The organism is Vibrio sp. 10N.222.48.A3, from assembly GCF_041475345.1.
Lineage (GTDB): Bacteria > Pseudomonadota > Gammaproteobacteria > Enterobacterales > Vibrionaceae > Vibrio > Vibrio tasmaniensis_A.
On record NZ_JBFRVX010001064.1, the window covers coordinates 1 to 4,262 of the forward strand.

The 4,262-nt window shown below is 47.1% G+C and carries 5 protein-coding genes; 4 read left to right on the top strand and 1 reads right to left on the bottom strand.

Annotated features, from left to right (window positions below):
- From AB4653_RS23635 to AB4653_RS23650, 4 genes are all read left to right on the top strand, one after another.
- Window positions 1–903: ArsJ-associated glyceraldehyde-3-phosphate dehydrogenase (locus AB4653_RS23635; protein WP_372105465.1), on the top strand; the 903-nt coding region annotated here is incomplete at its 5' end.
- A gap of 26 nt (window positions 904–929) precedes the next feature.
- Window positions 930–1,439: a cyclin-dependent kinase inhibitor 3 family protein gene (locus AB4653_RS23640; RefSeq protein WP_009848225.1), complete on the top strand. Its 510-nt coding sequence runs from the start codon at window positions 930–932 to the stop codon at window positions 1,437–1,439.
- A gap of 221 nt (window positions 1,440–1,660) precedes the next feature.
- A complete protein-coding gene (gene arsJ, locus AB4653_RS23645) occupies window positions 1,661–2,881 on the top strand; it encodes an organoarsenical effux MFS transporter ArsJ (protein ID WP_009848226.1) in 1,221 nt (406 codons plus the stop codon).
- 154 nt (window positions 2,882–3,035) lie between these two features.
- Window positions 3,036–4,049 (top strand): acyltransferase, encoded by a 1,014-nt coding sequence (locus tag AB4653_RS23650; protein ID WP_009848227.1) that lies wholly within the window; start codon window positions 3,036–3,038, stop codon window positions 4,047–4,049.
- A gap of 60 nt (window positions 4,050–4,109) precedes the next feature.
- Here the strand turns inward: AB4653_RS23650 and AB4653_RS23655 are convergent.
- Window positions 4,110–4,262: DUF2500 domain-containing protein (locus tag AB4653_RS23655; RefSeq protein ID WP_372105466.1), on the bottom strand; the 153-nt coding region annotated here is incomplete at its 5' end.

The window sequence follows — 4,262 nt, forward strand, 5'->3', positions numbered from 1 at the left end:
GATGTGGCTGGCGACACCGCGACATTGGCGCATCTTCTTGAGTTCGATTCGGTTCAAGGTCGCTGGAACCACGAAGTCATGGTTGAAGGCGATGAGATGATCATCAACGGTCAACGCATTAGAACTACGCAAGAGCGCGATATCGATGCGATCGATTGGTCTGGTTGCGATGTTGTCCTTGAAGCGACCGGTGTTCACCGTAAGGCATCTTTCCTAAACAAATACCTTGAGCAAGGTGTGAAGCGTGTTGTGGTATCGGCGCCAGTGAAAGAAGAAGGCATTGCAAACATCGTTGTCGGTGTGAATGACGCTATCTTCGATCCAGCGGTACATAAGATTGTGACTGCGGCATCTTGTACGACTAACTGTCTTGCGCCTGTTGTGAAGGTGATTAACGAGAAGTTAGGCATCGAGAACGCAGCCTTTACCACTATTCACGATCTCACCAATACGCAAACTATTCTTGATGCGCCCCATAAAGACTTACGCCGTGCACGTGCATGTGGCATGAGTCTTATCCCGACAACAACGGGCAGTGCAAAAGCGATTGTTGAGATTTTCCCGGAGCTTGAAAATCGTATTAATGGCCACGCGGTTCGTGTACCACTAGCGAACGCTTCTCTGACCGACATCATCTTCGAAGTGAAGCAAGACACCACAGCTGAAGAAGTCAACGCGATGCTGAAAGAAGCGTCTGAGAATGAACTGAAAGGCATTCTTGGCTTTGAAGAGCGTCCCCTGGTTTCTATCGATTACAAAGGCGACCAACGCTCAACTATCGTAGATGCGCTATCAACCATGCTAGTTGGTAAGCGCATGGTTAAGATCTACGCTTGGTACGACAACGAGATGGGCTACGCAACACGTACTGCTGAGCTAGTTCGTACCGTTGGTCTGGCTTAATTTATAAGATTTTTAAGAGATAGATGATGATGATGACAAACTCTCAAGTACACCCAACATGGCAACTAGATCTAGAAACTGGTGCGTTAGTGCTTACTCCGTGCCCAGGAACTAAAGACGCTGACCTAGATGCATCGTTAACGCAACTGAAAGCACAAGGCGTTGAAGCTATCGTGACAGCACTTGATGACCATGAGCTTGCAAGCAAAGACGTTGCGGCACTTGGTGAGAAGACACGTGCGCTAGGCATGCAATGGTTTCAAATCGAAATCGAAGACGACTGTGCACCGGGTGCCGATTTTGCTGCGAAATGGCAGGCGGCGAGCCCTGCACTACACCAAGTCGTGGATAACGGCGGCAAGGTAGCAATGCACTGCATGGGCGGCTCTGGCCGTACTGGTTTGCTGGCTGCACACCTGTTGTTAGAGAAGAGCTGGGACATGAATAAGATTGTTCAAGAGGTGCAGGCACTGCGTCCGGGCGCATTCACTAAAGCCATTCAGGTTGAATACATTAATGGCGTAGCTTCTGCGTAGCTCTTCATTCTTGAACCTGCAGCGTTGTTAACTGCGCAAGTTCACCGGATCGCCGGCCGCCCTAATCACATAGAACACCTATGCTCATAGGGCTGAACTTGCTTGTTGCCTAGCTGCAACTCCAATTATTTTGAGTATAAGTTAAGTGGAAAGTAAGAATTAGAGCTTTTGGACACCTATGATCTAAAAGCTCTTTTTGTTTAGATTGCAGAGATAGCGTTATGTTTTCAAATCTAAGTAAGAGCGTTCGCCAATACATGCTGGTGACCTTCAATTACTGGAACTTCACCATTACTGATGGTGCACTTCGTATGCTGGTGGTCTTGTATTTCTATGACCTTGGCTACAGTTCGTTAGAGATCGCCTCACTGTTCCTTTTTTATGAATTCTTTGGTGTGGTGACTAACCTAATCGGTGGTTGGTTAGGGGCGCGTCTTGGCCTCAATAAGACCATGAATATCGGCTTAGGGATGCAAGTTGTCGCCTTGGGCATGCTCGCGGTGCCAACCGTAATGTTGACCATTCCTTGGGTAATGGCGGCGCAGGCCTTGTCTGGTATCGCTAAAGATCTCAATAAGATGAGTGCTAAAAGCTCGATTAAAACCTTAGTCCCAGATGAGCAGCAAGGTGCGCTTTATAAGTGGATTGCGATTCTAACCGGATCTAAGAATGCACTGAAAGGTGCCGGGTTCTTTATCGGTGGCTTACTGCTTTCGACGATTGGTTTCCAATACGCAGTGCTCGCGATGGCTGCTGTGCTGACCTTGGTCTTCATTGGCAGTTTAGTGAGCTTAGAAGCAGACATGGGCAAAGCGAAAACCAAACCGAAGTTTAAACAAATCTTCTCTAAGTCTGAATCCATCAATATCTTGTCGGCTGCGCGTATGTTCCTGTTTGGTGCTCGTGATGTGTGGTTTGTGATTGCTTTGCCGATTTATCTAGGCAGTGTGTTTGGTTGGGACCACTCATGGGTGGGTGGCTTCTTAGCGGCTTGGACCATCGCATACGGTTTTGTGCAGGGCATTGCACCTAAGATTACTGGTAAAGCACAAGGCAAGGTGCCTGATGGACATGCAGCGCTACTATGGGCGGGTGCATTGGCTATTGTGACTGCCGGTATTGCCTATGCGGTGCAAATTGGCTGGCAACCAGAGCTAGTTATCATCGGTGGATTGATGGTATTTGGTGCCATCTTTGCGGTGAACTCATCACTTCACTCATACCTGATTGTGAGTTACGCGAAAGGCGATGGGGTTTCTCTTGATGTTGGTTTCTACTACATGGCAAACGCGATGGGTCGCTTGATTGGCACGATATTGTCGGGCTTGGTATTCCAGATGGCCGGTTTGTCTGCGTGTCTGTGGGTATCCTTCGCATTCTTAGCGATAACGACGGTGATCTCTCTGCGTTTACCTAAAGTGCCTGAAACATCAACTGCATGAGCCTCATTTGTAAGAGTTAAAGTCGCATAACCTAGAGTCGAATGAGCTAAATTCGCGATAAGCATCTCCTTTAACAATAAGCTGACTTGGTATTTATTCCGGTCAGCTTTTTTATTGCTATAGTAGAATGATTGAATATTAATCAGGCATTTACATGAAGCAGCGAATTCTCTTTTTTGATTTAGCACGATGTGTCGCGGCCATAGCTGTTATCGCGATTCATGTTTTGGCGCCTTATCGTAATGAATTAAGCACCATTCCTTTCGGTGAGTGGCTGACTGCCATTACGGTGAATGGTTTCAGCCGATGGGCAGTGCCTGTGTTCATCTTGATTTCTGGTGCATTGATGCTGAGTGATCAGCGCCCGTTTGATGCTAAATACTACCTCAAGCGCCGTCTGGGTAAGGTACTGATCCCATTCATTGTTTGGTCGCTTTTCTATACCTACCTATCAGGTTGGTCGCTAATGGGTTTTGATGCGGGCGTGAGTTGGGAGGTTTTGCTCAATAGTTATCATCACTACACGTACTATCACCTTGGTTTCTTCTATTACTTCATCCCACTCTACTTTGTGATTCCTTTTTTACAGATCATGGTCAGAAAGTACGGTGATAGATCTGTCTATGCCTTTACGGCTGTATGGTTGTTCACAACGCTATTGTTCTTATTGAAAATCGATGGCCCTTGGAGTCACGAGTTGTGGTTGTACACCGGGTACTTACCGTTGGGTTACCTGCTGTATAAGATGGTTCCACTTAACAAGATGACTGTCGGCGTGAGTGTGTTACTTGGTGGATTAGCGTTACTGACCACGGTTTATATGGTGGTTGATGCAAGTTTGGTCGCAGAAGAGTACACGGTAGGGCGTTGGTTATCTTACAAGACGTTGAACACCGTATTAGCGGCGAGCATGGTGTTCATGGTGTGCCGTTACTATGGTGAAGGCTTGTCTGAGAAGAGCAATCAAGTGGTTGGTTTTATCAGTAAACACAGCTTAGGTATTTATCTGCTGCACCCGATTTTCTTATGGCCAATGAAAGAGTTCGGTTGGTACCAAGGCCACCCTGCTTGGGTTATTCCATTATGGATCGTGATCAGCGGAGCTGGCGCGTTATGGATGAGCTGGTTGGTCTCTAAGTCAGAGAAAACACGTTGGTTATTGCCTTAGCGGTGGGTGCTAAGGCTTTCTGATGGATTGCTTAGAAGATACAGTTGAAGTACCTAATGTTTAGCGCTTCAATGCAAAGTGTAAGAACTTATCGCCTTGGTAGGTTAAGGTACCTTTGTCGCCAGGGTTCAGGGCGTGGAAGTAGTGGATTCCGACTTGGAACTCTCGTTTTGGACCAACCACACCACGTTGAACGTAAATCCAATACTCTTG

Bases quoted from the DNA above. Each gene is read 5' to 3' on its own strand.
- AB4653_RS23640 (WP_009848225.1), top strand. From the start codon at position 930: ATGATGATGACAAACTCTCAAGTACACCCAACATGGCAACTAGATCTA.
- arsJ (WP_009848226.1), top strand. From the start codon at position 1,661: ATGTTTTCAAATCTAAGTAAGAGCGTTCGCCAATACATGCTGGTGACC.
- AB4653_RS23650 (WP_009848227.1), top strand. From the start codon at position 3,036: ATGAAGCAGCGAATTCTCTTTTTTGATTTAGCACGATGTGTCGCGGCC.